At 69.6% G+C, this 23,540-nt stretch carries 21 protein-coding genes and 2 tRNA genes; 10 read left to right on the top strand and 13 right to left on the bottom strand.

Annotated elements, in window-relative coordinates; translation table 11 throughout:
- Positions 1-8: 8 nt before the first annotated feature.
- Genes AC3AOF_RS02285 through AC3AOF_RS02275 form a run of 3 tightly spaced genes read right to left on the bottom strand, consistent with a single transcriptional unit; the run spans position 9 to position 2,549 of the window.
- Positions 9-761 (bottom strand): ABC transporter ATP-binding protein, encoded by a 753-nt coding sequence (locus AC3AOF_RS02285; protein WP_488347578.1) that lies wholly within the window; start codon positions 759-761, stop codon positions 9-11.
- On the bottom strand, positions 749-1,504 hold the full coding sequence (locus AC3AOF_RS02280; protein WP_236990931.1) for an ABC transporter permease: 756 nt from the start codon (positions 1,502-1,504) through the stop codon (positions 749-751). Before AC3AOF_RS02280 ends, AC3AOF_RS02285 begins: the two co-directional genes overlap by 13 nt.
- Positions 1,505-1,514: 10 nt before the next feature.
- Positions 1,515-2,549, bottom strand: coding sequence for an ABC transporter substrate-binding protein (locus AC3AOF_RS02275; RefSeq protein ID WP_488347577.1), 1,035 nt, complete (start codon positions 2,547-2,549; stop codon positions 1,515-1,517).
- Between the two features lie 319 nt (positions 2,550-2,868).
- On the opposite strand from AC3AOF_RS02275, the gene AC3AOF_RS02270 reads away from it, so the two are divergent.
- The 8 genes from AC3AOF_RS02270 to AC3AOF_RS02235 all read left to right on the top strand — a co-directional run bounded on the left by AC3AOF_RS02270 (position 2,869) and on the right by AC3AOF_RS02235 (position 11,494).
- The gene (locus AC3AOF_RS02270; RefSeq protein ID WP_488347576.1) at positions 2,869-4,110 is read left to right on the top strand and encodes an urea ABC transporter substrate-binding protein; all 1,242 of its coding nucleotides are present in this window, start codon (positions 2,869-2,871) and stop codon (positions 4,108-4,110) included.
- A gap of 225 nt (positions 4,111-4,335) precedes the next feature.
- Positions 4,336-5,202 (top strand): branched-chain amino acid ABC transporter permease, encoded by an 867-nt coding sequence (locus AC3AOF_RS02265; RefSeq protein WP_236990928.1) that lies wholly within the window; start codon positions 4,336-4,338, stop codon positions 5,200-5,202.
- Complete coding sequence (locus AC3AOF_RS02260) at positions 5,203-6,249, top strand: ABC transporter permease subunit (RefSeq protein ID WP_488347575.1); 1,047 nt, start codon at positions 5,203-5,205, stop codon at positions 6,247-6,249. It begins immediately after the preceding gene.
- A 1-nt stretch (position 6,250) separates the two neighbouring features.
- Positions 6,251-6,979 (top strand): ATP-binding cassette domain-containing protein, encoded by a 729-nt coding sequence (locus AC3AOF_RS02255; protein ID WP_488347574.1) that lies wholly within the window; start codon positions 6,251-6,253, stop codon positions 6,977-6,979.
- On the top strand, positions 6,976-7,677 hold the full coding sequence (locus AC3AOF_RS02250; RefSeq protein ID WP_488347573.1) for an ABC transporter ATP-binding protein: 702 nt from the start codon (positions 6,976-6,978) through the stop codon (positions 7,675-7,677). Before AC3AOF_RS02255 ends, AC3AOF_RS02250 begins: the two co-directional genes overlap by 4 nt.
- 367 nt (positions 7,678-8,044) lie before the next feature.
- Positions 8,045-9,559 carry an amidase gene (locus AC3AOF_RS02245; protein ID WP_488347572.1) on the top strand — a complete coding sequence of 505 codons (1,515 nt, stop codon included), beginning with the start codon at positions 8,045-8,047 and terminating at the stop codon, positions 9,557-9,559.
- Between the two features lie 10 nt (positions 9,560-9,569).
- Entirely contained in the window at positions 9,570-9,866 is a 297-nt protein-coding gene (locus AC3AOF_RS02240) for a putative quinol monooxygenase (RefSeq protein WP_236990923.1), read from the top strand.
- Positions 9,863-11,494, top strand: a complete 1,632-nt coding sequence (locus AC3AOF_RS02235) for a GMC family oxidoreductase (RefSeq protein WP_488347571.1) — start codon at positions 9,863-9,865, stop codon at positions 11,492-11,494. The genes AC3AOF_RS02240 and AC3AOF_RS02235 overlap by 4 nt, the downstream gene beginning before the upstream one ends.
- Before the next feature lie 180 nt (positions 11,495-11,674).
- Here the strand turns inward: AC3AOF_RS02235 and AC3AOF_RS02230 are convergent, their stop codons facing one another.
- Positions 11,675-13,078, bottom strand: a complete 1,404-nt coding sequence (locus AC3AOF_RS02230; protein WP_488347570.1) for an amidase — start codon at positions 13,076-13,078, stop codon at positions 11,675-11,677.
- A 225-nt stretch (positions 13,079-13,303) separates the two neighbouring features.
- On the opposite strand from AC3AOF_RS02230, the gene AC3AOF_RS02225 reads away from it, so the two are divergent.
- The gene (locus tag AC3AOF_RS02225) at positions 13,304-14,293 is read left to right on the top strand and encodes a helix-turn-helix domain-containing protein (protein ID WP_488347569.1); all 990 of its coding nucleotides are present in this window, start codon (positions 13,304-13,306) and stop codon (positions 14,291-14,293) included.
- Between the two features lie 380 nt (positions 14,294-14,673).
- On the opposite strand, the gene AC3AOF_RS02220 is transcribed toward AC3AOF_RS02225, so the two are convergent.
- The 8 genes from AC3AOF_RS02220 to AC3AOF_RS02185 form a co-directional block, all read right to left on the bottom strand.
- Positions 14,674-15,840: a L,D-transpeptidase gene (locus tag AC3AOF_RS02220; RefSeq protein ID WP_488347568.1), complete on the bottom strand. Its 1,167-nt coding sequence runs from the start codon at positions 15,838-15,840 to the stop codon at positions 14,674-14,676.
- A gap of 53 nt (positions 15,841-15,893) precedes the next feature.
- Positions 15,894-17,006, bottom strand: coding sequence for a polysaccharide deacetylase family protein (locus AC3AOF_RS02215; RefSeq protein WP_488347567.1), 1,113 nt, complete (start codon positions 17,004-17,006; stop codon positions 15,894-15,896).
- A gap of 659 nt (positions 17,007-17,665) precedes the next feature.
- Positions 17,666-17,742: transfer RNA gene (locus tag AC3AOF_RS02210), tRNA-Arg, on the bottom strand.
- A gap of 81 nt (positions 17,743-17,823) precedes the next feature.
- Positions 17,824-17,900 (bottom strand) — tRNA-Arg (locus AC3AOF_RS02205).
- 118 nt (positions 17,901-18,018) lie between these two features.
- Complete coding sequence (locus AC3AOF_RS02200; RefSeq protein WP_488347566.1) at positions 18,019-19,452, bottom strand: NAD-dependent succinate-semialdehyde dehydrogenase; 1,434 nt, start codon at positions 19,450-19,452, stop codon at positions 18,019-18,021.
- Between the two features lie 156 nt (positions 19,453-19,608).
- Positions 19,609-19,968, bottom strand: coding sequence for a hypothetical protein (locus AC3AOF_RS02195; RefSeq protein WP_488347565.1), 360 nt, complete (start codon positions 19,966-19,968; stop codon positions 19,609-19,611).
- Positions 19,969-20,325: 357 nt separating this feature from the next.
- Positions 20,326-20,916 (bottom strand): PilZ domain-containing protein, encoded by a 591-nt coding sequence (locus tag AC3AOF_RS02190; protein WP_236990916.1) that lies wholly within the window; start codon positions 20,914-20,916, stop codon positions 20,326-20,328.
- Positions 20,917-20,934: 18 nt separating this feature from the next.
- On the bottom strand, positions 20,935-21,282 hold the full coding sequence (locus AC3AOF_RS02185; protein WP_488347564.1) for a hypothetical protein: 348 nt from the start codon (positions 21,280-21,282) through the stop codon (positions 20,935-20,937).
- Positions 21,283-21,618: 336 nt separating this feature from the next.
- Between AC3AOF_RS02185 and AC3AOF_RS02180 the strand changes: the two genes are divergently transcribed.
- A complete protein-coding gene (locus tag AC3AOF_RS02180) occupies positions 21,619-22,011 on the top strand; it encodes a DoxX family protein (RefSeq protein ID WP_236990915.1) in 393 nt (130 codons plus the stop codon).
- 1 nt (position 22,012) lies between these two features.
- Here the strand turns inward: AC3AOF_RS02180 and AC3AOF_RS02175 are convergent, their stop codons facing one another.
- On the bottom strand, positions 22,013-23,518 hold the full coding sequence (locus AC3AOF_RS02175) for an ATP-binding protein (protein WP_488347563.1): 1,506 nt from the start codon (positions 23,516-23,518) through the stop codon (positions 22,013-22,015).
- Positions 23,519-23,540: the final 22 nt, after the last annotated feature.

The following is a 23,540-nucleotide window of genomic DNA, read 5'->3' as shown; positions in this document are numbered from 1 at the left end:
TTCGACCCCTATCCCCCGGCTGCCCCCAGCAACTCCTCCCGGATCACCTGCGTCATCGCCTTCAGCTCCGGCGCCGCCCGGTCGCGCGGCTGGGCCGTCGCGATCCGGTGGGCGGCGACGATGCGCCCGGGTGCCCCCGCCAGCACCACGACCCGGTCGGCGAGGTAGACCGCTTCCTCGATGTCGTGGGTGACGAACAGGACCGTCTGGCCCGAGGCGCGGCAGAGCCGGGCGAGCTCGTCCTGGAGGTTTTCGCGAGTGAGCGCGTCGAGGGCCGAGAACGGCTCGTCCATCAGCAGCACGTGCGGCTCGACCGCGAGCGCGCGGGCGAGCGACACCCGCTGGCGCTGGCCGCCGGAGAGCTGGAACGGCCAGCGCCCGGCCAGTGCACCGAGGCCCACCCGGTCGAGGGCGGCTTGCGCCCGCCGGCGCCGCTCGGCCCGGGGCAACCGCAGCTTCTCGAGCCCGAAGGCGACGTTGTCGAGGACGCGGCGCCAGGGCAGCAGGCGCGAATCCTGGAACACCAGGGCGACCGCCCGGCGGCCTGCTTCCGGCTCGCTCACCGAGACGGTGCCGGCGCTTGGGTTGACCAGGTCGGCGATGACGCGGAGCAGCGTCGACTTGCCGACGCCGGAGGCGCCGACGATCGCCAGGAACTCGCCGGGCTCGATGTCGAGGTCGAGATCCGACAGCACCGTGGTGCGGATGCCGTCGCGGGTGAAGGTCAGGGCGAGGCCCTGGATCGCGATCAGGCCCGCCATCTGAGAATCCAGCGTTGGAGGGCGGTGAAGCCGGCATCGAACACGCCGTAGAGCAGCGCCATGGTGAGCATGTAGACGACGACGATGTCGGTCGCGAGCAGGGTCGAGGCCTGCATCATCCGCTGGCCTAGGCCCGCGACGCCGAAGATTTCGGCGGCCACCACGGCCATCCAGGCCTGCCCGATGGCGGTGCGCACGCCGACGAGGATGCCGGGCATCGCCGCCGGCCACACCACCGTGACCAGCCGCTCGGGGGCGGAGCGGAAGCCGAAGGCGGCGGCGAGCTCGATCAGGTCGCGGTCGACGCCGCGGATCGCCCCGTGGGCCGCGAAATAGACGATCCAGAACACCCCGATCGCGACGATGAACAGGGCCGCCTCCGGGCTGACCCCGAACCAGATGATCGCGAACGGCACCCAGGCGAGGCCCGGCACCGGGCGTAAGACCCGCACCACCCAGGCGGTCAGCCCTTCCGCGGTGCGCGACATCCCCGTGAGCGTGCCGGCGGCGATGCCGAGGCCGACGCCGAGGGCGAGGCCCGCGAGGTAGTGTCCGAGGCTTCCGGTCACCGCCGCCAGCCACTGGCCGGAGCGCAACTCGCGCAAGAAGGCCTCCGGCAGCACCGAGGGCGGAGGGAGGAAGGCCGGGTTGACGAGGCCGAGCCGGGGCACGGCCTCCCACAGGGCGAAGAAGGCGGCGAGTCCCACGAGCGGGAGCAGGGCCGCCGCGGGGCGGGATCGCATCGGTTGTTCTTTACTTGCCCGCGACCGCGCGCTCGTAGAAGCGCGGCTCGAACAGCCCGTCGAGGGGGACCTCGCGGTCGAGCGCGCCGATCTTGACCTGATAGCGCTGCATCGCCGCCGTCGGCTCCACGATCGGGCGGGGATCGGCGGTGAAGCGCGTCGCCGGCGAGGCGAGGGCCCGGCGGATCGTGGCGGTGTCGACGAGGCCCTTGCCGAGCGCGCCCTCGACGATCGGCGCGACGCGGTCCGGCTCGCGGCCGATCAGGTCGACCGCCCGGACGATGCCGGTCACGATGGCCTGCACGGCGTCGGGCTCGCGATCGAGGAGCGCGCGGGTGACGGCGACGACGGTGCCGGGTTGGCTCGGGAACATCTCACCGCCGAGCGCCATCAGGCGGACCGCCGGGTTGCGGCCGGTGACGATCGAGACCGCGGGCTCGCGCAGGATGCCGCCCTCGACCGCGCCGGCGAGGATCGCCTGCTGGGTCGCGTCGATCCCCATCGAGACGATCGTCACGTCCTTCGGATCGACCTTCGCCACCTCCCACAGCCAGTGCTGCAGGGTGGTGTTGGGCACCGAGCCGAGGGGCTGGGTCGCGAGCCGCGCCGGGGTACCGGCGGAGTCCCGGTAGCGCTTGAACACCTCGGCCGGGGCGACGCCCTTCTCGGCGAAGCGGGCGAGCTTGGGACCGGCGACGACGACGTTCTCCTCGACCGAGGTGGCGGCCACCACCTTCACGTCGATGCCCTTGGAGCGCGCGACGCCGAGCGGCGCGACACCGGCGACATAGACGTCGAGGGTCCCCGAGGCGAGCGCCTGGATCATGTTCGGGCCGGACTCGAAGGTGGTGATCGCGAGCGACAGCCCGGCCTGCTTCAGCCAGCCTTCCTTCTCGGCGATGTAGATCGGCGCGGCGGCGAGGATCGGGATCACGCCGACACGGAGCGGGGCGGTGCGACCTTGCGCCAGGGCCCGGCCGCCATTCAGGGCGCAGGCCGCCAGGACCGGGGCTGCCCCGAGGATGCTGCGTCGCGTGATGGTCATGGCCGGCCGTTGTTGGGGAAGAATCCGTGTCCGCTTAGGGCATCGTCCTGCCGCGGTGCAAGAACGGCGCGGATATAAGAAAAATCCTCTATCTAATAGGTGTATAGCGGAAGAATTTTCTCTCATCACACAAACGCGGAGAAGATCGTCCGGCTTGCCCCGGAAAGCCGCAGGCCTGCGCCCTGGCACGGGCAGTCCAATTTTTTGGTCAGCACAGGCAAGCGCCGGTCCTCCGGCCTCTTCTAACCTCGGGTCGTCGGCCCAAGGGGTCGTCGGCCCAAGCAGTTGTCGGCCCAAGCAGCCAGGAGCCCGGACCCGGATGGCCCTCTCACGTCGCGACCTTCTCCGCACCGCCTCCGCCGTCCCGCTCTCGACCCTGGCGATGCCCGCCCTGCTCCGCTCGGCCAAAGCCGAGACGCCGATCCTGGTCGGCTCGCTGCACGACCAGTCGGGCCCGCTCGCCGCCTCCGGCACGCCGATGGTCGAGAGCCTGAAGCTCGGCATCGAGGAGGTGAATGCCGCCGGCGGCCTGCTGGGCCGGCCGCTGCAGCTGGTGCATTACGACACCCAGTCGAACATCCAGATGTATTCGCAGTATGCCCAGCAGCTCGCCGTGCGCGACAAGGTGGCGGTGGTCCATGGCGGCATCACCTCGGCCTCGCGCGAGGCGATCCGCCCGACCTTCAACCGCTTCAAGGTGCTGTACTTCTACAACGTGCTGTACGAGGGCGGGGTCTGCGACCGCAACACCTTCTGCACCGGCACCACCCCGGCCCAGACGGTGGAGAAGCTGGTTCCTTTCGCGATGACCAAGGGGGGAAAGCCGGCGAAGAAGGTCTACGTCATCGCTGCCGACTACAATTACGGCCAGATCACCGCCAAGTGGATGCAGAAATACGTCAAGGACAACGGCGGCGAGACCGTCGCGGTCGATTTCTTCCCGCTCGACGTGACGAATTTCGGCCCGACGATCTCGAAGATCCAGGCGGCGAAGCCCGACCTGCTGCTCTCGGCGCTGGTCGGCGGCAACCACACGGCGTTCTACCGGCAATGGACCTCGGCCGGGATGAAGGACCAGATCCCGATCGCCTCGACCACCTTCGGCCTCGTCAACGAGCCCACCACCCTCAACGCCGCCGAGAGCGACGGCATCCTCGGCGCCTACGGCTATTTCGAGGAACTGACGACCCCGGCGAGCACGAGTTACGTCGCCAAGCTGAAGAAGCAATCGCCCGGCATCCCCTATATCAGCGAATTGGCGGCGGCGACCTACGAGGGTTTTTATCTCTGGGTCGAGGGGGTGAAGACGGCGAAGTCGATCGACCGGATGGCGGTGACGGAGGCCTTGGAGACGGGACTTTCCTTCGACGGGCCGACCGGCAAGGTGACGATCGACCATGCCACCCATCACGTCACCCGCAACGCCTACCTGGCGGCGGTCAAGGACCGGAAATGGGACGTGCGCGAGACCTACCCGGACGCCAAGCCCCAGGACACCGCCGCGGTGTGCAACCTGGTCAAGAACCCCCGCGACAACAAGCAGTATGAGATTTCGATCTGAGGGTCGATTCGAGCCTCTTTCCCTCCTTCCCGCGACCTCATCCTGAGGTGTCAGTCGATCTTCGATCGACTGACCTCGAAGGAGGATTCCAGGGATCGCAGCGGCATCTGGAGCCCTCCTTCGAAGGTTCTTTCAGTCGCACCTCAGGATGAGGTCGTGGGTGGGAAATTAGCATTGCCGTCGACCGAGTTCCGGCTCGGTCCCCTCCCCCGCCCGGATGACGCCATGGATCTGTCGCTCATCATCGCGCTCGACGTCGTGAACGGGGCCGCCTCCCTGTTCCTGCTCTGCCTCGGCCTGGCGATCATCTTCGGGATGATGAAGATCATCAACCTGGCCCACGGCGAGTTCGTGATGCTCGGCGCCTATGCCACGGTGATCTCGGCCAATGCCGGGCTCAACATCTGGATCGCGATGCTGGTGGTGGCGCCGCTCTTCGTCGGGCTGGTCGGGCTCGTCATCGAGCGCTGCCTGATCCGGTTCCTGTACGGGCGCCTCGTCGATTCGATGCTGGCGACCTGGGGCCTGAGCCTGTGCCTGATCGGCCTCGTGACGACGATCTTCGGCAACACCATCAACGGGGTGCCGACGCCGCTCGGCGGGTTCCAGGTCGGGGCCTACCGGTCGAGCTGGTACACGATCTTCCTGCTCGGCATGGCGGTCCTGGTGATGGCGCTCGTCTACGGCGTGCTGCGGTTCACCCGCTTCGGCCTCGTCGCCCGGGCGGTGATGCTCAATCCCGGCATGGCCGCGACGCTGGGGGTCAACCCGGCGAAGATCTACATGGCGACCTTCGGCATCGGGGCGGCGGTCACGGGGCTCGCCGGCGGACTCCTGGCACCGGTCTCCGGCATCACCCCGGTGATGGGCACCGCCTTCGTCGCCAAGTGCTTCATCACCGTGGTGGGTGGGGGCGCAGCGATCATCTCGGGCACGCTCTCGGCCGCCGGCCTGTTCGGCCTCGTCAACCAGCTCGGCGCCTACTTCACCACCCCGGTCTATGGCGAAGTGATCCTGTTCCTCTCCGCGATCCTGCTGATCCGGCTCTTGCCGCAGGGCATCTCCGGCCGCTTCTTCAAGGGAACGCTCTAAATGCCCGCTCGCCTCACGCTCGGGCTCCAGGCCCTGGCCGTCCTCGTCGCCCTCGGTCTGGTGGCCGTGCTGCCCATCTATCTCGAACTCTTCACCCTGATGCAGCTGACGCTGTTTGCCGCCATGGGGGTGCTGGCGCTCAGCCTCGCCTTCATCTGGGGCTTCGGCGGCATCTTGTCCTTCGGCCAGACCGCGTTCTTCGGTCTCGGCGGCTACACCTACGCCATCGCGGCGATCAATTTCGGCGATTCGACCAACGCGATCCTGCTGGCGATCCTGTTCCCGGCCCTGTTCGCAGCGGCTCTCGGCTATTTCGTGTTCTACGGCCGGATCAGCGAGGTCTATCTCGGGGTCATCACGCTCACCGTCACGCTGATCCTGTTCAACGTCGTCAACTCGACGGCGGGCGACGCCTACACGATCGGCCAGGCACGGCTCGGCGGTTTCAACGGCATCCCGTCGGTGCCGACCTTCAACGCCCCCTACACGCCGGATGCGGTGCTCAGCCCCGAAGCCTCGTGGTTGGTCACCGGCTTCACGCTGATCGGCGTGTATCTCCTGATGCGCCTGCTGCTCGCCAGCCCCTTCGGCCGCATCGCCGTCGCGGTGCGGGAGAACGAGACCCGGGCGGCCTTGCTCGGCTACGACCCGCGCCTGATCAAGCTCGGCGTGTTCATGGTCGGCGGCGCCGTCGCCGGGCTGGCCGGCGCGCTCTACGTCAACTGGGGCGCCTTCGTCGGGCCGACGATCTTCTCGCTGTCGCTCTCGGCCGAGATCATCATCTGGATCACCGTCGGGGGCCTCGGTACCCTGATCGGCCCGGTCGTCGGCTGCGTGCTGATCCAGTACCTCAACGCGAAGATCGGCTCGCAGCAGGCCTTCAACTCGAACCTGGTGCTCGGCGTCATCCTGGTCGGCTTCGTGCTGCTGCTGCCGAAGGGCATCGTGCCGACCTTGCGCGACGCGCTTGCCGGATTCGGCCGCAAGGCCAGTCGGCGCCCCCTCGTCTCCACCGCCGCCCGTACCCAGACCGCGGGAGCCGAATGAGATGGATCCCCTCGTCCCCCTCCTGAAGACCGAGAACCTGACGATGCGCTTCGGCGGCGTCGTCGCCAACGACGACGTGAGCTTCACTTTAGGCGAGATGGAGCTGCGCTGCCTGATCGGCCCGAACGGCGCCGGCAAGAGCACGTTCTTCAAGATGCTGACCGGGCAGCTCACGCCGACCTCAGGCACCATCGCGTTCCGCGGCAAGCCGCTGACCGGCCTGCAGAGCCACCAGATCGCCCGGCTCGGCATCGGCATCAAGACGCAGGTGCCGAACGTCTTCAACGGGGTATCGGTGCGCGAGAACATCTGGCTCGCGGCCCGCCGCAAGACGACGCCGAAATTCACCCGGCCGCTGGTCGACGAGATCCTGGAAAAGATCCGGCTGACCCATCTCGCCGAGGCCATCGTGGGCCAGCTCTCGCACGGCCAGCGGCAATGGGTCGAGATCGGCACGGTGCTGGCGGGCGACCCCGAACTGATCCTCCTCGACGAGCCCGCCGCCGGCATGACCGACGAGGAGACCCACCGCACCGCCGAGATCATCCGCGAGATCAACAAGACCCGGGCGATCGTCGTGGTCGAGCACGACATGGCGTTCATCAAGATGATCGCCCGCACGGTCACGGTGTTCCACCAGGGCCGGATCATGATGGAGGACGGGATCGACGCCGTGCTCGCCGACCGGCGGGTCCGCGACGTCTATCTCGGCAAGAAGGTGGCGGCATGAGCGCTCTGCTGGATGTGGAAGGCCTGCGGGCGAGCTACGGCCGCGTACCGATCCTGATGGGGGTCGATTTCACCCTGGCGAGTGGCGAATATCTCGGCATCCTCGGCCATAACGGCATGGGCAAGACGACGCTGATGCGGACCCTGATGGGGCACCTCGCCGCCGATACCGGCGCGGTGCGGTTCTCCGGCACCGAGATCACGCGGCTCCCGGTCCACCAGCGCGCCCGGCTCGGGATGGGCCTGGTGCCGCAGGGCCGCGAGATCTTCTCGACCCTCAGCGTGCGCGAGAACCTGCGCATGGGGCTCGCCAGCGCGCCCCGGGAAGATCCCCGTATCATCGACGACGTGCTCGCCGACTTTCCCCGCCTCGTCCGCCTGCTCGACCGGCGCGGCGGCGCGCTGTCGGGCGGCGAGCAGCAATTGCTCGCGCTCGCCCGCTGCCTCTGCACTAGGCCGAAGCTCGTCCTCCTCGACGAGCCGACGGAAGGCATCCAGCCCTCGATCATCGAGGAGATCATCGAGACGCTGCTGGCCTTGAAGAAGCGCTGGGACCTGTCGATGATCATCGTCGAGCAGAACCTCGACTTCGTCACCTCGCTATCCGACCGGGTGCTCGGCATCCAGAAGGGCCGCATCACCGGCGAGGTCGCGCGCGAGGACCTGCTGGCGGGGCGGATCGGGATGGCGGCGGCTTAGAGTGCCATCAGAGCCCGTTGCAACACTGTGCATGACAGGACGTTTCACAAGCATGGCAGCTCTTTCCACTCACAACCTCATCCTGAGGTGTTAGTCGATCGAAGATCGACTGACCTCGAAGGAGGGCTCCAGAGATCGCACAGGCTTCTGGAACCCTCCTTCGAGGCTGCCGCAAGCGGCAGCACCTCAGGATGAGGTTGAGGGGAGGAAAGCCGATTCAGCGATTTCATGTTCCTGCCGTATGTTATTATTGCGCTAAACAGCGTTCTGTTTTGAATTTTATTTGATGAAGCAGTTCCCGTTTCACCGCAAAATTCTCTAGCCGGTTCGATTCCCACTCTCGCATGCAAACCCAAGGAGACGCCCCATGGCCATCACCCGCCCGAGTGCCGCCCAGGTCCGCGAACTCGCCGCCAGCCTCTACATGTCGATGTCGCACGAGGAGGCCGCCGCCTATCGCGCGCTGATGGACGCCTCTTTCGACGCCTACGACGTCGTCGACGCCCTGCCGGACCACATCCCGCCGGTGAAGTATCCCCGCACCCCGGGCACCCGCCCGAGCCCGGACGAGAACCCGCTCGGCGCCTGGTACTGGAAGAGCGAGGTGAAGGGCGCCGAGACCGGCAAGCTCCAGGCTAAAACCGTGGCGCTCAAGGACAACGTGGCTCTGGCCGGCGTGCCGATGATGAACGGCGCCTCGACCCTGGAGGGCTTCGTGCCCGCGTCCGATGCCACCATCGTGACCCGGATGCTCGATGCCGGCGCCACCATCCTGGGCAAGGCGGTGTGCGAGCACTTCTGTCTGTCGGGCGGCAGCCACACCTCGGATCCGGGGCCGGTCCACAACCCGCACCGGATGGGCTACTCGGCCGGCGGCTCGTCCTCCGGCAGCGGCGCCCTGGTGGCCGCCGGCGAGGTCGATCTGGCGATCGGCGGCGATCAGGGCGGGTCGATCCGCATCCCCGCCTCGTATTGCGGGATCTACGGCATGAAGCCGACCCACGGCCTCGTGCCCTATACCGGCGTGATGCCGATCGAGACCACGATCGACCATACCGGCCCGATGACCGCGAGCGTCGCCGACAACGCCCTGCTGCTCGAGGTCCTCGCCGGGCCCGACGGGCTCGATCCGCGGCAATACGCGCCGCAGGTCGCCCCCTACACCGAAGCGCTGAAGAAGGGCGCGAAGGGCCTGAAGATCGGCCTGCTGATGGAAGGCTTCTCCGCCCCCGGGATGCAGGAAGCGGTGGCCGACAAGGTCCGGGCCGCGGCGGCCCGGTTCGAGCGCCTGGGCGCCACGGTCGAGGAGGTGTCGCTGCCGGCCTACCGCCTGGCGGCCTCGGTCTGGACGCCGATCGGGCTCGAGGGCCTCACCCAGCAGATGATGCTCGGCAACGGCATGGGCTTCAACTGGAAGGGCGCCTACGATGTCGGCCTGTTCGACGCCCACTCGGCCTGGCGCGACCGCGCCGACGACCTCTCGGAAACCTTGAAGATCTCGATGCTGATCGGCCAGTGGGGCCTGACCCATTACCGCGGCCGCTACTACGCCAAGGCGCAGAACCTCGCCCGCAAGGTGCGGGAGGACTTTGCCAGGACCTTCGCCACATACGACCTGCTGCTCTGCCCGACCCTGCCCTGCACCGCCACCAAGCTGCCGGAGAAGGGGGCGCCGCTGGAGGAGATCATCGTGCGGGCCTTCGAGATGGTCGCCTCGACCTCGCCGATGGACGTGACCGGCAACCCCTCGATGTCGATCCCCTGCGGCCTCGTCGACGGCCTGCCGGTCGGCCTGATGCTGACAGCAAAGGACTGGAACGAGAGCGCGATCTACCAGGCCGCCGCCGCCTTCGAGGCGGCCGGCGACTGGAAGACGTTCTGAGGATCCGCCGGTGAAGACGATCAGCGCCATCCTCCGCGCCAGGCCGGGTGCGGAGGAGACCTTGCGGTCCGCCCTCCTCGACGTGGCGGCGCATGTCGCCGTGAACGAGCCCGACACGGTCGGGTTCTTCGTCTCGCAGGATGCCGGCGACCCGACCCGCTTCACCACCTACGAGCGGTTCACCACCGCTGCGGCGATGGACCGGCACAACGGCTCGGACGCGGTGGCGCGGTTCTTTGCCATCGCGCAACCGATCCTCGACGGCGAGGTGATCCTCGTGACCGCCGACGAGATCTCGGCCAGGTGATCGGCGAGGTGATCGGCCAGCTGATCGGCCAGGTGATCGGCAAAGCGATCGGAGACGCGAGCGTCTACGACATCCTGATCGTCGGCGCCGGCAGCGCCGGCTGCGTCCTGGCGGGTCGGCTGAGCGCCGATCCGGCCCGTCGGGTGCTGCTGCTCGAAGCGGGCGGCGAACCGCCGCTCGGCGCCGTGATCCCGTCCGACTGGCCGGGCCTGTTCGACACCGCGGTCGATTGGGGCTTCCACACCGAGCCCCAATCCGGCTGCCGCCACCGCCGGATCTTCTGGCCCCGCGGCCGGATGCTCGGCGGCTCGGGCTCGCTCAACGCGATGATCTACATGCGCGGCCTGCCCTCGGATTACGACGGCTGGGAGGCGATGGGCTGTCCCGGCTGGAGCTGGCACGACGTGCTGCCGGATTTCCTGGCCACCGAGGACAATCGCCGCTTCGGCAACCATCCGCTGCACGGCACCGGCGGTCCGCTGCCGGTCGAGGATTGCCCCTATCGCGACGAGGGCGAGACCCTCTGGCACGACGCGGCCGTGGCGGCCGGCCACCCGGCGAATCCGGATTTCAACGGCGGAAGCCAGGAGGGCGTCGGCTTCTTCCAGCTGACCACCAGGGGCGGCGAGCGCTTCGGGACCAAGCGGGCCTATCTCGATCCGGCGCGGGCGCGGCGAAACCTCACCATCGAGACCGGCGTGCTCGTCACCGGCATCGTGATCGAGGGCGGGCGCGCGGTCGGCGTCGAGTACCTGCGCAACGGCCGGCCCGAGCGGGCGCTCGCCGGTCAGGTCGTGCTGGCGGCTGGCGCCATCGCCTCGCCGCATCTCCTGATGCTCTCAGGCATCGGCCCGGCGGATGCGCTCGGGGAAGTGGGCGTCGCGCCGGTCCACGACTTGCCGGGGGTCGGCCGGGAGCTGCAGGACCACCCGGCCATCACCCTCGCCTTTGCGGCGAAGCGCCCGATCGGCGTCGGGGCCCTGGACGCGGCCGAGAGCTTCGGCGAGTGGCAGGCGTACCGCACCGGCCCGCGGACCTCGAACTGGGCCGCGGCCGGCGGCCACGTCGCCAGCCGGCCCGGCATCGAGCCCGACCTCCAACTCTACGGCATCGCCGCACCGCACCGCGATTACGGCCGCTTCCTCTATCCGGATTCCGGCTTCACCCTGTTCGCGGTACTGCAACGGCCGGAGAGCCGCGGCACGATCCGCCTGCGCTCGGCCGACCCGGTCATGGCGCCGGCGATCGACCCGCGCTACTTGAGCGACGAGGGCGGCCGCGACCTCGCCACCCTGGTCGAGGGCGTCAGGATCAACCGGGCGATCGCGGCAACCGGCCCGCTCGCCGACGTGATCGCCCACGAGCTGAGCCCCTCTGCCGAATGCGTGAGCGACGAGGCGATGGCCCGCCACGTCCGCGGGCACCTCGCCTCGCTCTACCACCCGTCGAGCACCTGCCGGATGGGCACCGATCCCGGGGCGGTCGTCGATCCGCACAGCTTCGCGGTCCACGGCCTCGACGGCCTGTTCGTCGCCGACGCCTCGGTATTTCCGCGAATGATCTCCGCCAACCTCAACGCCACGGTGATCCTGGTGGCCGAGCGGGCGGCGCGGGCGCTGGCGGGCTGATACGCTTTCCGATTGATCGCTTCGCGATGCGGAAAGCGGCTTCGCTCAGGCGCCGCGCGGGCTGATGATACGAAATCCGGAAGTGATCTTCCGGATTTCGTATGAGACGGTCTCGGAGCCGCGATGATACACCGAATCGGTCCGGCACCCGCAAGCGAGAACCGGGACTCTCGAGCGCTCTCAAGCGAGGTCCACCGGCCGCCGCGCATGCCAGTCCGTGACCTGCTGGATCGCGTGGCCGGCGCGGCACAACAGGGCCTCCGACAGATGCGGACCGACGAGCTGGACGCTCAGGGGGAGTCCTGCCGCGTCGATCCCGGCCGGGAGGGTGATCGTGGGGCTGCCGGAGAAGTTGAACGGCGCGGTGAAGCGCAGGAGGCGCAGCAGCACCTCCGGGTCCTGGCCGAACTCCGCCATCCGGGCAAGGCTCGGCACCGGAACCGGCATGGTCGGCACGAGGAGACAATCGACCTCCTCGAACAGGGCCGCCAGGGCGCCCGAAAAGGCCAGGCGCTCGTGGTAGATCGCGCCGAGCGTCTGGCCGGTGACGGCGCGTCCCTCCTCGATCAGCCCGGCGAGGTCGGGGCCGTATTCCGCCGCCCGCGCCGGATAGGTCTCCCGATGGGCGAGTGCGGTCTCGACCGCGCAGAACGGGATCCAGCCGCGCACCAGATCGTCGGTCGGGGGCATCGCGACCTCGCGGATTCGCGCGCCGCTCTCGCGCAACGCCGCCTCGATGCCCGCAAAGGCGGCGATCACCTCCGGGTCGATGCCCTCGGTCGTGAAGCGCCGGTCGATACCGACGGTGAGGCCGCGGATCGAGCCGCCGGTCGCGTCCCGATAATCGTCCACCGGCGCCTGCAGCGCCGTCGGGTCGCGCGGGTCGGCGCCCGCGATGACGCCCAGGATCGCCGCCGCGTCGGCGGCGCTGCGGGCCATCGGGCCGACATGGTCGAGGGAGGCGGCGAGCGGAAAGACCCCGTGGCGGCTGACCCGGCCCCAGCTCGGCTTGATGCCGGTGAGCCCGCAGGTCGCGCAGGGAAAACGGATCGAGCCGCCGGTGTCGGAGCCGAGCGCGCCGTAGCACAGCCGCGCCGCGACGGCCGCGCCGGATCCGGTCGAGGACGAGCCGACCCAGTGGCCCCGGCTCCACGGGTTGAGCGGACCCGGATTGTCCGGATGGTGGCTGGTATAGGCGCCCTCGGTCATCGCGAGCTTGCCGAGAATCACCGCCCCGCCCCGCTCCAGCCGCTCGACCACGGTGGCGTCGGATGCCGGCACCCGGCTGCGATGGATCGCCGTGCCGGCCCCGGTGGCGGCGAATCGGGTGTCGCACAGGTCCTTGATGCCGAGCGGCACGCCGTGCAGCGGGCCGCGGCTGATGCCGCGCACCGTCTCCCGGTCCGCCCGCGCGGCCGCGGCGAGCGCATGGTCCGCGGTCACCGTGGTGTAGCTGCGATACTCGCCGTCCAGGGCGCCGATGCGCGCGAGCATCGCCGCCGTCACCTCGACCGCGCTCACCTGTCGGCGGCGGATCGCCCCGGCGAGGGAGACCAGGGATTCGTCGTGCAGGGTCGCGGACATCGGTAGCCTCCCGCCTTTTACGGTCGCATCCTTCCCATAACCCGAGTGCCCGTCTTGCCCCGGCGGGTCATGCCGCTTGGCCTGTGACCGTCAGCGTTCGCCAAGTCCGGCATCGGCATTCCATGTCTGGCATCGGCATTGCTTGAACCGTTGCGGACGCACGGCGCGTGGCCGGGGGTGCCACGCCGCCCGGAACCGCGCCGCGAGAAGCCGGAGGGACCCGTCATGGCATCGCTCACCCCCTCGTTGGCCACGCCTGCCTCCCCGCCCGCCGCGATCACCACCTTCGACACCAACGTCCTCGCCGAACCGTACCGCTTCTCCTACTGGCGCGACGCGATCTGCGCCCATTTGAGCCCGTCGGAGACGACCCGGAGGGTGCCCGACCGGCCCTTCGCGGCGCGGCTGCGCAAGGTCGCGTTGGGCAAGGTGAACCTCTGCGACATCCGGTTCTCGCCGATGGCGAGCCGCCGCGACGCCGCCTGCCTGCGGCGGATGCCGGACGACGACGTGTTCGTGGCGCTGATGAAGACCGGCACCGGCCGGCTGGTCCAGGACGACCGCTGCGCCCTGCCGGCCGTCGGCGACCTGGTGATATACGATTCGGCGCGTCCCTTCCTGTGGGAGTTCGAGCAGGACACCCGGATGATCATCGCCCGGATCGCCCGGCGGCAGATGGCGGCCCGGCTGCCCGACCTGCCCCATCTGGCGGCCCGGGTCGTCCGGCCCGGCCAGCCGCTCGCCTCGACCATCGCCCACACCATGACCGACATCGTCGAACTCGAATCGCCCCTGAGCGAGACATGCTCGCAGCGCCTCGGCAACTCGTTCCTCGACCTGCTCACCGCCTCGCTGGAGGCGAGCCTGACGGCGCCGGGGCGCCGGATCGCCGACGAGGACCTGGTGCGCCAGGCCAAGACCTTCCTCATCGCCCATATCGAGGATCCGGACCTCGACCTCGCCACGGTGGCGAGCCGCCTCGGCGTGTCCCTGCGCACGCTCTGCCGCGCCTTCGCGGCGGACGGCACCACGGCGATCCGCTGGCTGTGGCAGCAGCGGCTGGAACTGGCCCACCGGCTGCTCGCCGAGGGCCAGGCCCGCAATGTCGGGCAGGTGGTGATGCAATGCGGCTTCAGCGACTTCTCGCATTTCAGCCGCGCCTTCAAGAAGGCCTACGGGGTGATGCCGAAATCGGTGTTGCGGCCGGCGGGATGATCCAGCAGGGACGACGACTCGTCGGTCCGAGCGGTCCTCAGAGCCTACTTGAGCACGGTTTTATACCGAAGACTTGAGAAAGGTTCGAATTTCCGACCCCCCACCTCATCCTGAGGTGTCAGTCGATCGACGATCGACTGACCTCGAAGGAGGGCTCCAGGGATCGCGGAGGCTTCTGGAGCCCTCCTTCGAGGCTCCTTTCAGTCGCACCTCAGGATGAGGTACTGGGTAGGATATCTCCCAAATAATCTCATGAATTTTTCATAAATTTCTGCTCAGACAGGCTCTCAGTATCAGGTGAAAGGGTAGAAAATCTCATATTCGCCCTCAGTTTCCAGCAGATCTACGCGTTCAAACCGGCTCTCAGACCACTTCGCCCCTCAGATCACCTGGACCTTTGTGCCGACGGGCACGAAGCGGTAGAGCTCGATCACATCGTCGTTCAGCATCCGGAAGCAGCCGGCCGAGGCGGCCCGGCCGATCGAGCGCGGGTCGGTGGTGCCGTGGATGCGGTAGAGCGTGGAGCCGAGATAGAGCGCCCGGGCCCCGAGGGGATTGCGCGGGCCGCCGGCGACGTGGCGCGGCAGGCCGGGCCGGCTGCGCCGCATCTCCGGCGTCGGCGTCCATTGCGGCCATTCCTGCTTGGCGGTAATCGTCTGCATCCCCTTCCAGGTCGTGCCGGGGCGCCCGACCGCCACCCGGTACCGGACGGCCGTGCCGTCGCCGCGCACGAGGTAGAGCAGGCGCGCCGCCGTATCGACCACGATGGTACCGGCACTTTGCGCGCCGGGATAGGCGACCACCTTGCCGCGCCGCAATGCCGGCAGGGGCACGGGCGGAGGAGCGAGGCGCGGTGCCTCGGCCCCCGGCAGCGGCTCGGCGGGAAGCGCGGCCACGCGCATGGAATTTTCTGGCGCGGCCACGCGCATGGAATTCTCTGGCGCGGCCACGCGCAAGGGAGTTTCCGGCGCGGGGGCGGAGGCCGCGGGAGACGGCGCGGCGGGCGCGATCGGCGCCAGGGCGACCGGCCCGGACGGGGGCGGCTCGGGGGCGAGCGAGGCCAGGCGCATCGGCGCATCCGGCAGCGGCAGGGCCGGGACCGTCGGGGTGCCGGCGGGCGGCGCCTCCGCGGCGACCGGCTGGCGCGGGGCCCCGATGGCGGCGGCCGGGCGCGAGCGGCAGCGATAGACGCGCCGCCCATCCGCCCGCATGGTCACTGCACCGATCGCGTCGACCACGATCTGCCGGGCCTCCGCATGGGTGCCCGTGCGCAGGTCCTCGTCCGAGCGGAAGCAGCGCATGTGGAGACGGTAGCCGATCGCCGTGTCGGAGACCCTGTCGATCCGGCAGCGCAGATCGTGCGCGTCGAGCCGCGCCTCGGCGGCGGGTTTGAGCCGGATCTCGAAAGCCCGCGGGCTCGCCGGATCGGCGCAGTCGCGCAGGCTCGGCGCCCACCAGCCCGCCGGCGACTCGTCGGCGCTCATCGCCTGGGCGACGCCGGCGCTGCAGAGGAGAAGGGCGGGCAGGAGCCGGCCGAGACGTCGCATCGTTGGGGGCTTTCCGGGCAGGTCCGTGACGGGCGGCAGGGTCGGCGGAGGGCTCACCGGGGGGGCGGGCCGCTCGCCGCGGCGACGGCGCGGAAGCCGGCAGCCTGCGGGGCGGTGCCGATCACCACGAACCCGCTCCAGCCGGCGCGAGGCGCGGGTCCGTCCGGCACGGCGTCGGCGATCAGCGCGACGCGGACCTCCCCGCCGGATCGGGTCTGGTCCCGGGATGGCGGCGCCTCCGGTGCCTCCTCGAACAGGCCCGATCGCAGGACGAGCGGCGCCTCCTCGACGAACGAGGCCGGCGGGCGCGCGGCGACGCGCAGGGCCGCCATGCGGCTGCCGAGCCGGTCGAGGGCGAGGCGGATCGGCCTGGCCCGCGGCGCGTCCAGGGCCGCCAGCGCGGCCTGCGTATCGCCCTGCGCCGGCACCACGTGGACGACGCGATAGCCGCGCGCCTTCAACTGGCGCAGCAGGTCCGGCAGGATCGCGACGGTCCGGGGCTGGATGTCGTGGAGCAGGATGATCCCCCGCCCCGCCGCATCGAGGCGCTTGAGCACCCGCGCCATCACCGCCGCCGGGGCGATCCGCTTCCAGTCGTCGCCGTCGACGTCGATGCTGAACGGCACCAGCCTCTGGGCCGCGGCGTAACGGTCGAGGGCGGCGCCGTGACCGAGGCCGGGGAAGCGGAAGAACGGCGACAGGGACGGCGCCGCGTCGTCGGCCAGGACGGTACGGGCGGCCGCGAGACCGCCGTTGATCTGGTCGCGCCGCACCGTCTCGCTGCGGATCCGGTTCAGGTATCGGTGCGACCAGGTATGGGTCGCGATGGTGTGGCCCTCGGCGGCGGTGCGGCGCAGGGTCTCGGGAAACTGTGCCACCATCGTGCCGATGACGAAGAACGTCGCCTTCACGCATTCCGCCTTGAGGGCGGCCAGCACCGCGTTGGTGCGCCGGGGCAGCGGGCCGTCGTCGAAGGTCAGCACCACCTCGCCGCGCTCGAGCGGCAGAGTGCGCCCGTAGCTCGCCCGGCCGACCGGCCCTTGCGCGAACGGCACTTCGAGGATGCGCGCGGTGCCGAGCGCCTCGGGCCCGCATTCCCCGGCCGCGGCGAGGGCCGGCGGCAGGCACAGGATTCCGGCCAGCAGCAGGAGCTTGAAACAACGCACGTCCAAACCCCGCCACACCGGTCGATCGCCTGAGGAAATTTCTCATGCAAACCTGAGTCGCCGGTAAACGGGCCGTCGTCCTGACGCAGTCGCTACGGAGCCGGATGGCGGGATGCTCCTGCGGCTCGCAAGCAGGCTTTGCCGGCATGGCATGGTTAATCAGAATTAATACAGGCCTAGAGCGTGTCTCTCGCGACAAATGAACTTGAAAGCACAGGCCATGACCGGCCGGATCGACGCGGCAGCGCAGGTCATCGGGGCCTTTGAACGGGCCTTCGGGTTCGTCGCCGATAGGACCGAGCGTTCGCCCGGCCCAAGGATGGGGACTGGCCCCACGCCCGGTACACGACAGGAACTGCTTGCACCGTCGCCAACCCCTCCCGCCCACGATCTCATCCTGAGGTGCGAGCGCAAGTGAACCTCGAAAGAGGGCTCCAGATAGACCTGAGACGTCTGGAGCTCTCCTTCGAGGTCAGTCGATCTACGACCGACTAAAACCTCAGAATGATGTTGAGGGTTGGAAAGGACCGGTGCCGAGAGGGAGCAAAGCCGTCGTGTCCTATGCCGTAGTCCGGCCGAGCGCACCGGCGCCGCTCGCCCGGGCAACCTTGCCCGTCGAACGGAGACACGACGATCTGATTTTCGATGATTGAGAGAAGTGGCGCGCCCGAAAGGATTCGAACCTCTGACCCCCAGATTCGTAGTCTGGTGCTCTATCCAGCTGAGCTACGGGCGCCCGATCGAAGATCGTGTCTTCGACTATGTGACGGTCGGTGCCGGGATGGTCCGGACATGACCGTGATCGACAAGAATAAAATGGCGCGCCCGAAAGGATTCGAACCTCTGACCCCCAGATTCGTAGTCTGGTGCTCTATCCAGCTGAGCTACGGGCGCCTGACCGGGGGGAGCGGTGCGCCCCGCCGGTGAGGTGCGGTCTAAGGGGTCCGCTCTGGCTTGGCAACCCCTATTTCGCCGGCGGAAGAGGGGGCGGCTCGCGCGGCCCCCTCCCCACTCAGAAGCCCGCCTGGGTGACGAACTTGGTGTTGAGGTAGGCCTCGATCGCCTCCGAGCCGCCCTCGCTGCCGTAGCCCGAATCCTTCACGCCGCCGAAGGGCGTCTCCGGCAGGGCGATGCCGTGGTGGTTGATCGACATCATGCCGCTCTCGACCCGCGTGGCGAGCTTGGTCGCCGTCTCGGCCGAGCGGGTATAGGCGTAGGCGGCCAGCCCGTAGGGCAGACGGTTGGCCTCCGCGAAGGCCTCCTCGTCGTCGGAGAAGCGCTGGATCGCCGCGATCGGCCCGAACGGCTCCTCGTTCATGATCCGGGCGTCGAGGGGCACGTCGGTGAAGACCGTCGGCTCGAAGAAGTTGCCCTGGTTGCCGATGCGCTTGCCGCCGGTGCGCAGCTGCGCGCCCTTCTGCTCGGCATCGGCGACGAAGCCCTCCATCGCCTCGATCCGGCGGCCATGGGCGAGCGGGCCCATCGTCACGCCCTGCTCCAGGCCGTTGCCGACCTTGAGCTCGCGGGAGAAGCCGACGAAGCCGTCGACGAAGGCGTCGAACACCGAATCGTGGACGAGGAAGCGGGTCGGCGCGACGCAGACCTGGCCGGCATTGCGGAACTTGTTGGCACCGAGCACCTTCACGGCCTTCTGCACGTCGGCATCGCGGAAGACGATCGCCGGGGCGTGCCCCCCGAGCTCCATCGTGGCGCGCTTCATGTGCTTGCCGGCGAGCGCGGCGAGCTCCTTGCCGATCGCGGTCGAGCCCGTGAAGGTGATCTTGCGGATCACCGGATGCGGGATCAGGTAGGAGGAGATCTCGGCCGGGTCGCCGTAGACGAGGCCGAGCACGTCGCCCGGCACGCCGGCGTCCAACAGGGCCTGGATCAGGGCGGTGCAGCTCGCCGGCGTATCCTCGGGCCCCTTGAGGATCACCGAGCAGCCGGTGCAGAGCGCCGCCGAGACCTTGCGCACCGCCTGGTTGATCGGGAAGTTCCAGGGCGTGAAGGCCGCGACGGGCCCGACCGGCTCGCGGATCACGAGCTGCATCACGCCCTCGGCGCGGGGCGGGATCACCCGGCCATAGGCGCGCCGACCTTCCTCCGCGAACCAGTCCATGGTGTCGGCGCCGCCGAGCACCTCCATCTTGGCTTCCGCCACCGGCTTGCCCTGCTCCAGGGTCATGATCCGGGCGATCTCGTCGGCGCGCTCGCGCAGCAGGTTGGCGGCCTTGCGCAGCACCTTGCTGCGCTCGAAGGCCGAGACCTTGCGCCAGGCCTGGAAGCCGCGATCGGCCGCCTCGAGGGCCTGGTCGAGGTCCTGGCGGGTCGCCACGGCGAGTTGGCTCAGGGTCTCGCCGGTGGCCGGGTTGAGGATCGGCATCGTCTGGCCGGAGGCGCCGTCGCGCCACTCGCCGGCGATGTGAAGCTTCACGTCTGGGAACATCGGGGGGCTCATCCTCGTGCCGGAGCGGACAGGCCTTGTACTTAAGGCACTCCCTCCCGGCGAGACAGGCTCCGCCGCGCACATCGGCCCGTGGCCGGCGCGCCTTGTCTGTCAGCGCATGACCTGACAGAGTTCCCGACCTCGCAGGCCTTGCCCTCAATGCGCTCCGACGGCGCGGGCGATGTCCTCGAAGCGCTTCTGCGTTCCCCTGATCTGATCGTCGAGGGACTGGCGCGTGCAGGCTCCGACCGTCATGCCGTGGAAGGAAAGGCCGGCCGCCTGCTGCTTGCGGCAATCGAGGTAGTTCGGCAGCACGAAGACGGCGAAGAGGCCGAGGATCGGGAGCCCGAGCTTCAGGAGCAGCCGGACCGGCCAGGGCAGATAGGCGAAGGCGCGCTCCCGCCCGGGCTCGGCCGGCGGCCTCGCGATGACGATGCGGATGTCGCCGCGCCGGTCACCCGGCATCGCGCTGCCGTCGAGACGTTCGATCCCGCTGCCCCGGTGCTTCGCCCGCATCCCATGCCCCCAAGCCGCATGCCCCCAAGCCGCATGCCCCCAAGCCGCGTGCCACGATCACGCATGCCACGATCATGGACCGTGCGGCGGATCTCGCCGCAGCGGGATTAAATTTCCGTGCGCTGCGGCCGTCGCAGGCCCCGTGATGCGTCGCGCCTGCAATGCCCGTACCGGGCCGGCCGTGTGCGGCCGCGCACCGCGCCGAGGCGGCGGGCGGCGGCACGAAGGATGTGCCCGGACGGGCGTTCCTCCAAGACTTCCGTCCAAGATTTCCGTCCAAGACGTCCTTGCAAGACGTCCTTGCAAGACTTCGGGCCGCCCGCGAGGGCGGCGTTCTTCTGTCGGGGGCGCGTGCGGTCAGAGGGTGACGTGCAGGCCGAAGGTCTCGGGCCGGAACGGCAGCCGGAAGGTCACGGCGAAGCCGTTCTGGAGGTGGCGCACCACAGTAGCGCGGCGCTTGCCGACCGTGACCAGTTCACCCACCGACGGCAGGTCGGTCGTCGCGACCGCCACGCCGCTCATCGACAAGTCGATGATCGTTCCGGGCACGATCCGGCCGTCGGCGTGGCGCACCGCGACGCTGCGGATATTCGGCACGATGCGCGGATCGCTGCGCTGGTCGGTCTTGCCGTTCGCCTGGTCGGCGAGCCAGGCGAGGCGGGCGGCGAAGCGGGTCCGGCGCTCGGGCCCGACCTCCACCGCGAGGGTGAACCCACCCGGCGCGATCGCCTGGATCACCCCCGTCACCGGGCCGACATCCTCGAGGTAGAGCGTGACGGGATCGCCCAGCAGGCCGCTCTGCGGCGCCAGCACCTCGATCGTCGCGAGGGAGAGGCTGCGGGTCTCGCAGACATGCTCGGCCCCGCCCGGCAGCAGGTAGCGGCCGCAGACCCGGATCTGGATCGGCCGGGCGCTCAGGTCCGGCTCGGATTGGGAATGCAACTTCAAGGTGCCCGCCAAGTCCAGTCAACACGCGAAGGCAGTGTCGTGCGAGGCGTGGCCCGCCGCAAGGCCTGCCGCCGCACCCGCGCCATCATCCGTCCCAAGGCTTAATGCGCGGTGCACGAGATCGGTGAGACCGACCGTTCCGATGCCGACGGGCGCCACCCCCGGCATGTCGAGGCGCGCCGATGCGACGATCCTTCGCAGGAGGGGACGCCGGGATGGCCCCGAATGATCACGAACATGGCGACAAACAGGCGCAAGAAATTCAATCTCTTCCTTCGGATCGGCGCGGTCGGCGATTTTATCCCATGATTTAACCCGCAACGAAATCGCGTTCTGACGACGGAAATCATGGTGAAACCTTGTCATCCGTCGAATACGAGCGGTCCGATTCGGGGCTGATCCGCACCGGCATGCCGTCCTGCGTGAAAGACGAACCGGACGGGGGACAGGGACCGGTGGGCAGGACGCGGAAGACCGGCTCGTCGCCGCCGAGGCATCGACGACCGAGCCGATCCGAGGGCTCCGTGGCGCGGGCATGCCGCAAGCGGCCCCGGTCCGCGCGCTTCGGCAGGTTCTCGCCAACTGCCCCGCGAGGATTCCGGCCCGACGACACGGAGCACGCAATCACGACGCAATCCCGCGCCGCTATCGACGCGTCGCGTCCGGCAGGACCGGGTCGACGACACGAGCGGGATTGGAATCATGACATCGATATCGACCAGGCCGCATGTCGGCGGCCTCTTGCTGCGCGGCCTGCTCACCGCAATCTTCGTGGCGGCGGCAGGCATGAAATTCGCGGCCGTGCCGTTCGAGGTCGCGGGCTTCGCCCGCTTCGGCTACCCGCTCTGGTTCATGTACGCGGTCGGGGCGGCGCAGCTTCTCGGCGCCGTCTTGCTGTGGGGCCGCGCCACGGTGGGGTACGGCGCGCTGCTGCTCGCGGCCGTGATGGTCGGTGCCGCGTTCAGCCACCTGCGGGCCGGCGACCCGATCGTGATGGCCGTGCCCGCCCTGGTGCTCCTCGGTCTGCTCCTCGGGCTTGCCTATGCGCGCCGCGGCGAGGTGATCCCGGCGGGCCTTCAGGCCACGCGGGCGTGATCTACTCCGCGGCGAACAGTCCGGCGGGCTCCTCGACGCCCCCCTTCGGATTGCCCGGGGCGGTCTCGCAGCCCAGAGCCGGCAGGGCGACGACGCGGTTGCCGCGGAAATCGGTGCGGCACACGGCGGCGCCGCGGCTCTCGACATAGGCGAGCAGCCGCCGCGCCCGGCCCGGCGAGCGCGAGCCGATGGCGCGGGCGAGCGCATCGTCGGAGGGGCATGGCGCGCCGGCCCGGGCAGCGCGAGCGAGCAGCAGGAACAGGCCCTGGACCTCCTCCGGCAGGCCGGCGCAGGCCGCCATCACGGCATCGGCCTCCTCGCCCTCGGCCGCCTCCCCGTCGACGCCGGCCCGCGCGATGGCCAGCCTGCGGCGGAAGCGGCCGAGATCGAGCGGCTCGCCCGGCAGCCGGCGCATCCGGCAGCGCACCAAAAAATCCTGGTAGAGCACGGCGATCGGGTGATGCGCCCCATCCGGATCGGCGGCGATCTCGCGCAGGATGTCGGCGAGCGCCGCCTCCCGCTCAGCCTCGCTCATGCTCGGCGCGACCTCGACCGGCTCCGGCGGCCGGTACTGGGCGAGTTGCTGGAGCAAGTCGGCCGGGGTCGCCCGCGGGGTCGGGGCCGGGCGGGGTGCGGGGGTCCAGACCGGTTCGTTCTCGGACGGCGTGAGGATCAGCTCGCGCAGATCGTCGCCGGAGGCCGGGCTCGGCAGGGGCACGAGCTTGGGGCTCGACGAGCGGGCCGAGGTCGCGACCGGTCCGATGGCGATCGGAAGCGGGCGCTTCGACAAAGCGGGCCCCAGCGCGATGAAGTGGCCGCGCTCGAGATCGCGAAAACTCTCGGCCTGGCGCCGCTCGAGGCCGAGCAGGTCGGCGGCCCGCGCCATGTCGATGTCGAGGAAGGTGCGGCCCATCAGGAAGTTCGACGCTTCCGCCGCGACGTTCTTGGCGAGCTTGGCGAGGCGCTGCGTCGCGATGATGCCGGCGAGACCCCGCTTGCGGCCGCGGCACATCAGGTTGGTCATCGCGCCGAGCGAGGCCTTGCGGGCCTCGTCCGAGACCTCGCCGGCTGCGGCAGGCGCGAAGAGCTGCGCTTCGTCGACCACCACCAGCACCGGGTACCAGTGGTCGCGCTCGGCCTCGAACAGGCCGCCGAGGAAGGCCGCGGCGGCGCGCATCTGCGCCTCGACGTCGAGGCTCTCCAGCGTCAGCACCACCGAGACCCGGTGCGCCCGCACCCGCGCGGCGATGCGCTGGAGGTCGGCCTCGCCGTGATCGCCCTCGACCACCACGTGGCCGTGGGCATCGGCCAGGGTGACGAAGTCGCCCTCGGGGTCGATCACCACCTGCTGCACGTGGGGCGCGCTCTGCTCCAGGAGCCGGCGCAGGAGGTGCGACTTGCCCGAGCCGGAATTGCCCTGGACCAGGAGGCGGGTCGCCAGCAGCTCCTCCAGGTCGAGGGCGGCCGGCCGGCCGCTCGCCACCCCCATCTCGACGCTGATCGTCATCGCGGCTCCCCAGCATCATTCG

The organism is Methylobacterium sp. 142-1Y (assembly GCF_057747795.1).
The sequence above is the reverse complement of the archived record's forward strand: the minus strand, read 5'-3'. Positions and strand labels throughout refer to the sequence as shown.

Coding starts and splice junctions, on each gene's coding strand:
- AC3AOF_RS02245 (WP_488347572.1), top strand. CDS start 8,045: ATGGCCATCACCCGCCCGAGTGCCGCCCAGGTCCGCGAACTCGCCGCC.
- AC3AOF_RS02230 (WP_488347570.1), bottom strand. CDS start 13,078: ATGTCCGCGACCCTGCACGACGAATCCCTGGTCTCCCTCGCCGGGGCG.
- AC3AOF_RS02270 (WP_488347576.1), top strand. CDS start 2,869: ATGGCCCTCTCACGTCGCGACCTTCTCCGCACCGCCTCCGCCGTCCCG.
- AC3AOF_RS02265 (WP_236990928.1), top strand. CDS start 4,336: ATGGATCTGTCGCTCATCATCGCGCTCGACGTCGTGAACGGGGCCGCC.
- AC3AOF_RS02275 (WP_488347577.1), bottom strand. CDS start 2,549: ATGACCATCACGCGACGCAGCATCCTCGGGGCAGCCCCGGTCCTGGCG.
- AC3AOF_RS02285 (WP_488347578.1), bottom strand. CDS start 761: ATGGCGGGCCTGATCGCGATCCAGGGCCTCGCCCTGACCTTCACCCGC.
- AC3AOF_RS02200 (WP_488347566.1), bottom strand. CDS start 19,452: ATGTTCCCAGACGTGAAGCTTCACATCGCCGGCGAGTGGCGCGACGGC.
- AC3AOF_RS02220 (WP_488347568.1), bottom strand. CDS start 15,840: ATGCGACGTCTCGGCCGGCTCCTGCCCGCCCTTCTCCTCTGCAGCGCC.
- AC3AOF_RS02195 (WP_488347565.1), bottom strand. CDS start 19,968: ATGCGGGCGAAGCACCGGGGCAGCGGGATCGAACGTCTCGACGGCAGC.
- AC3AOF_RS02260 (WP_488347575.1), top strand. CDS start 5,203: ATGCCCGCTCGCCTCACGCTCGGGCTCCAGGCCCTGGCCGTCCTCGTC.
- AC3AOF_RS02185 (WP_488347564.1), bottom strand. CDS start 21,282: ATGACAAGGTTTCACCATGATTTCCGTCGTCAGAACGCGATTTCGTTG.
- AC3AOF_RS02225 (WP_488347569.1), top strand. CDS start 13,304: ATGGCATCGCTCACCCCCTCGTTGGCCACGCCTGCCTCCCCGCCCGCC.
- AC3AOF_RS02255 (WP_488347574.1), top strand. CDS start 6,251: ATGGATCCCCTCGTCCCCCTCCTGAAGACCGAGAACCTGACGATGCGC.
- AC3AOF_RS02250 (WP_488347573.1), top strand. CDS start 6,976: ATGAGCGCTCTGCTGGATGTGGAAGGCCTGCGGGCGAGCTACGGCCGC.
- AC3AOF_RS02175 (WP_488347563.1), bottom strand. CDS start 23,518: ATGACGATCAGCGTCGAGATGGGGGTGGCGAGCGGCCGGCCGGCCGCC.
- AC3AOF_RS02180 (WP_236990915.1), top strand. CDS start 21,619: ATGACATCGATATCGACCAGGCCGCATGTCGGCGGCCTCTTGCTGCGC.
- AC3AOF_RS02280 (WP_236990931.1), bottom strand. CDS start 1,504: ATGCGATCCCGCCCCGCGGCGGCCCTGCTCCCGCTCGTGGGACTCGCC.